Below are 2,854 nucleotides of genomic sequence, written 5' to 3'. Positions count from 1 at the left end.
AGTCGGGGTGATGGTTGTCGATTTCCGTCCTCGGCTGCACAAATTCTGCACTCGCATGCACTGCTCATTCACGCCAACACGGGCTTGGCTCTGTGCCCATGAGGGTCCGGCTTGCGGGCACGGCCGCCATAGTGATTGATTCTGCGGCAACCCGAGCTCCTGGGTCGCGATTATGCGCACCCATCGCGCAGTGCCGGCACCTAGGCGGTCATGCTGAGAGTGGTGCCGGCGCTTTCGGACGCGGTCATGTCTCCCGCGACACGTTCTTCTGCCAGGGACGACGCCCCACCCGAATCGATGACCTCTTGCTAACCTCGGCGCCATGGAGCAGATAAGCACCACGACCCGCGTTTATCTCAGTGCCGCCGCGCTCACCGGGACGGTCAGGGAATGAAGAACTCTTCGGCACGGCGGGTCTATGCGGTCGGGGGCGCACTCGTCCTACTTGGCATCGGATTCGTTTTCACCGCTCTCTTTTCATACTTCATTCGCTACTCACAAGTCGACTCACTCATCGGCAGCATCGACAACGACCTCTATCTCCGACTGAGCCAGATGTTCGCAGCCGAGAAGGCGCTCCTGACTTTGGGTGGGATTGCGTTCAGCGCGGGCATCGTGTTGGCAATCTTCGGCGCCGTCAGATTCCGGCGCCAAACCGCCGTGGGCTGAGCCATTCGTTCAAGGCAACACGTTTCACCTCGTCCGGTCTGCAGGTCAGCCCCGCCGGTCGCCGGTTGGGGTTCGACTTCCGGAGGTCGCGAACTTCAGCCTGCGGAATGTCCCACAGCTTGCGGGACATTTGTCCAACAGCCCGTTGGACAATTCCGCGAGGGCCCGACAGACACGCCGCCGACAAAGGATCCCCATTGAAGGTTGGCATTTGGACTGCTATGGCGGACGCTCTCGCGGACGGGTTGAGCCCGAATGAAAACGTAGTCGCTCCTATGCAGGAGACTGCAGGCATGGAACTCACCCGGCGCTACCGAGTCATTCTGATCGCAGCACTACCGAGCGGTTTCCTCTTAGGCGCAATCGTCTTCCTGGGATTTTCGGTCTTCGGCATCCCCGACTGGCGGGCATATCTGACGCCAGGTGCAGTCCTCAACGGTGCCACCCAGTTCGGCGTGGTTGGCCTGGTGGTTGCAGCCTTGTCTGTGTTCGGAGGGGCTCTATCAGTTGCCTTGGTCGACCGGAGATTAGTCCGCGAGAGCGCAGCCAGAATAGTCGCGGGCGGCTTGGGCTCAGCGATCGGGGTGGGCATCGTCGGCATCGCGTTGGGGCTCGCGCAGAGCAGCACCTTCACCGCATTCGTCGGGCTTCTGCTGGCGCTACCAGCGGGCGTGATTGCCGCAATCGGCATCGGCTCGACAGATCGCGCGGCACGGAGCTGACCCAGCGGTCCTAATCGCCCCGTAAAGGTTCCCGAACGAGAACTGGTTAGAGTCCGAAGCCACCGTCCGTCGTCAGGACCTGCCCGACGATCCATCGGCCTTCATCAGTGGCGAGCCATCCGATCAAACGTGCGGGGTCGGTGGGAAACCCGAAACGTCCGAACGGAGTGTTCCTTACGAATTCTTGAATCTCCTCGAGCGGGCGATCCGTCGTTTCCGGATCCAGATATCCGGTATTCACGGGTCCCGGGTTGATGGTGTTGAGAATGATGCGCCGCGCCAAGAGTTCGCTGGCCACCGTTGGTGTGACCCCAGCCAGGGCCGCCTTGCTTGCCGCGTAGGCAACTTCGCCCGGCATCGCGCCGTGTAGCTGACCGGACGTCATCCAGATGACTCGACCGGTCGCGAATTCGTCGACCGGGTCGGCCTGCTCTGGTCGTTCTCCGGGACGTGTGGGGGCGGTGTCCCTGTGACCGGAGAACTGCTCAGCGAAGGCTCTTGTCAGCAGGAGCGTGGAGCGGGTGTTGACCTGCCAGTGACCATCGAGCAGCTCCGGGGTCATGTCGAAGATGGAGCCATCGCTCCCGCTGCGGGCGTGGTTGCAGACGAGGATGTCGACTCCCCCGGTGAGCCCGCAGGCAGCCTCCATAAGCAGGCTGGCGGAATCCGGTACGGCCAGGTCGAGGCTCACCTCACCGAAGACGGCGTCTGCGATCTGCGCTGATGTGATGCCCGCTCGGACCTCTCCGAGGTCGTCGCTACCCCAGGGCTGGTCGTCGTCGTGAGGCGAGAAGTGTTGAATGAAAACGTTCGCGCCGAGTTCGGCGAAATGATGGGCCACGGCAAAGCCGATGCCCTTGCGACGCGATACCCCCGTCACGAGTGCGGTCTTGCCGAGCAGGGGCAATGAGGGAAACGGCATGTGGAGACTCCAATATGTGTAGTGAAAAAACAGCAAGAAGANGATGCTGATCCGCTGACTCTCGGATTCACTACTTGGATGTCATGCCCACGCCTTCCAATCGACCGGAGCCACGCCCGCCGGTGGCTCCCAGAGGCAGCTTAGCCCGCACCGGTTCCACGACGACTCGCGGTTCCGTAGGGCGTTCGCACGGCACCTGCAGTGACGCGCGAATTTGCTCCCGAAGGTCCCGCTTTCGGGCCTCGCATGTGCGGCGTCGACGCGAGCGTGTTCATGGGTGTCTGCTTTCCCCTACGCTGACATCGGCGGTGTGGATTGCGCCCTCACGGAGAGGATCGAATTCTTATGAGCATTGTCGTGCCGGGCGTGCCTCCGCTCGACTGGGTCAACGGGCCGGGCTTGGCTGAGACACCCACGAGCGGTGTCCTCATCCTCACCGCGGTCGCTGGCGCCGACTGGACCAATGACGCGTTCGGAGGTCCTCAACAACACGCGGCGACCGCGCTCGGCTTCGCCCCCACAAAAGACTTCTCGCTTTCGG

Annotated in this window: 3 protein-coding genes and 1 pseudogene; 3 read left to right on the top strand and 1 reads right to left on the bottom strand. The window is 62.4% G+C overall.

Features of this window, described 5'->3' with window-relative positions; genetic code table 11:
* Positions 1-390 precede the first annotated feature (390 nt).
* Positions 391-669, top strand: a complete 279-nt coding sequence (locus tag E3T28_RS10525; RefSeq protein WP_134430716.1) for a hypothetical protein — start codon at positions 391-393, stop codon at positions 667-669.
* Positions 670-962: 293 nt separating this feature from the next.
* Positions 963-1,391, top strand: coding sequence for a hypothetical protein (locus E3T28_RS10520; protein WP_134430713.1), 429 nt, complete (start codon positions 963-965; stop codon positions 1,389-1,391).
* Between the two features lie 46 nt (positions 1,392-1,437).
* Here E3T28_RS10520 and E3T28_RS10515 read toward each other — a convergent pair whose 3' ends face one another.
* Positions 1,438-2,313 carry an SDR family oxidoreductase gene (locus E3T28_RS10515; RefSeq protein ID WP_134430710.1) on the bottom strand — a complete coding sequence of 292 codons (876 nt, stop codon included), beginning with the start codon at positions 2,311-2,313 and terminating at the stop codon, positions 1,438-1,440.
* 345 nt (positions 2,314-2,658) lie between these two features.
* Between E3T28_RS10515 and E3T28_RS10510 the strand changes: the two are divergent.
* Positions 2,659-2,854: pseudogene (locus E3T28_RS10510) on the top strand (DUF1349 domain-containing protein); the annotation flags it as partial.

Origin of the sequence: Cryobacterium sinapicolor (assembly GCF_004403465.1) — a bacterium.
Taxonomy (GTDB): domain Bacteria; phylum Actinomycetota; class Actinomycetes; order Actinomycetales; family Microbacteriaceae; genus Cryobacterium; species Cryobacterium sinapicolor.
Note: the sequence above shows the minus strand (reverse complement) of the source record. Positions and strands in the feature narration are given on the sequence as shown.

What these genes read in the sequence shown, in the direction of transcription:
- E3T28_RS10525 (WP_134430716.1), top strand. Translation starts at nt 391, where the DNA reads ATGAAGAACTCTTCGGCACGGCGGGTCTATGCGGTCGGGGGCGCACTC.
- E3T28_RS10520 (WP_134430713.1), top strand. Translation starts at nt 963, where the DNA reads ATGGAACTCACCCGGCGCTACCGAGTCATTCTGATCGCAGCACTACCG.
- E3T28_RS10515 (WP_134430710.1), bottom strand. Translation starts at nt 2,313, where the DNA reads ATGCCGTTTCCCTCATTGCCCCTGCTCGGCAAGACCGCACTCGTGACG.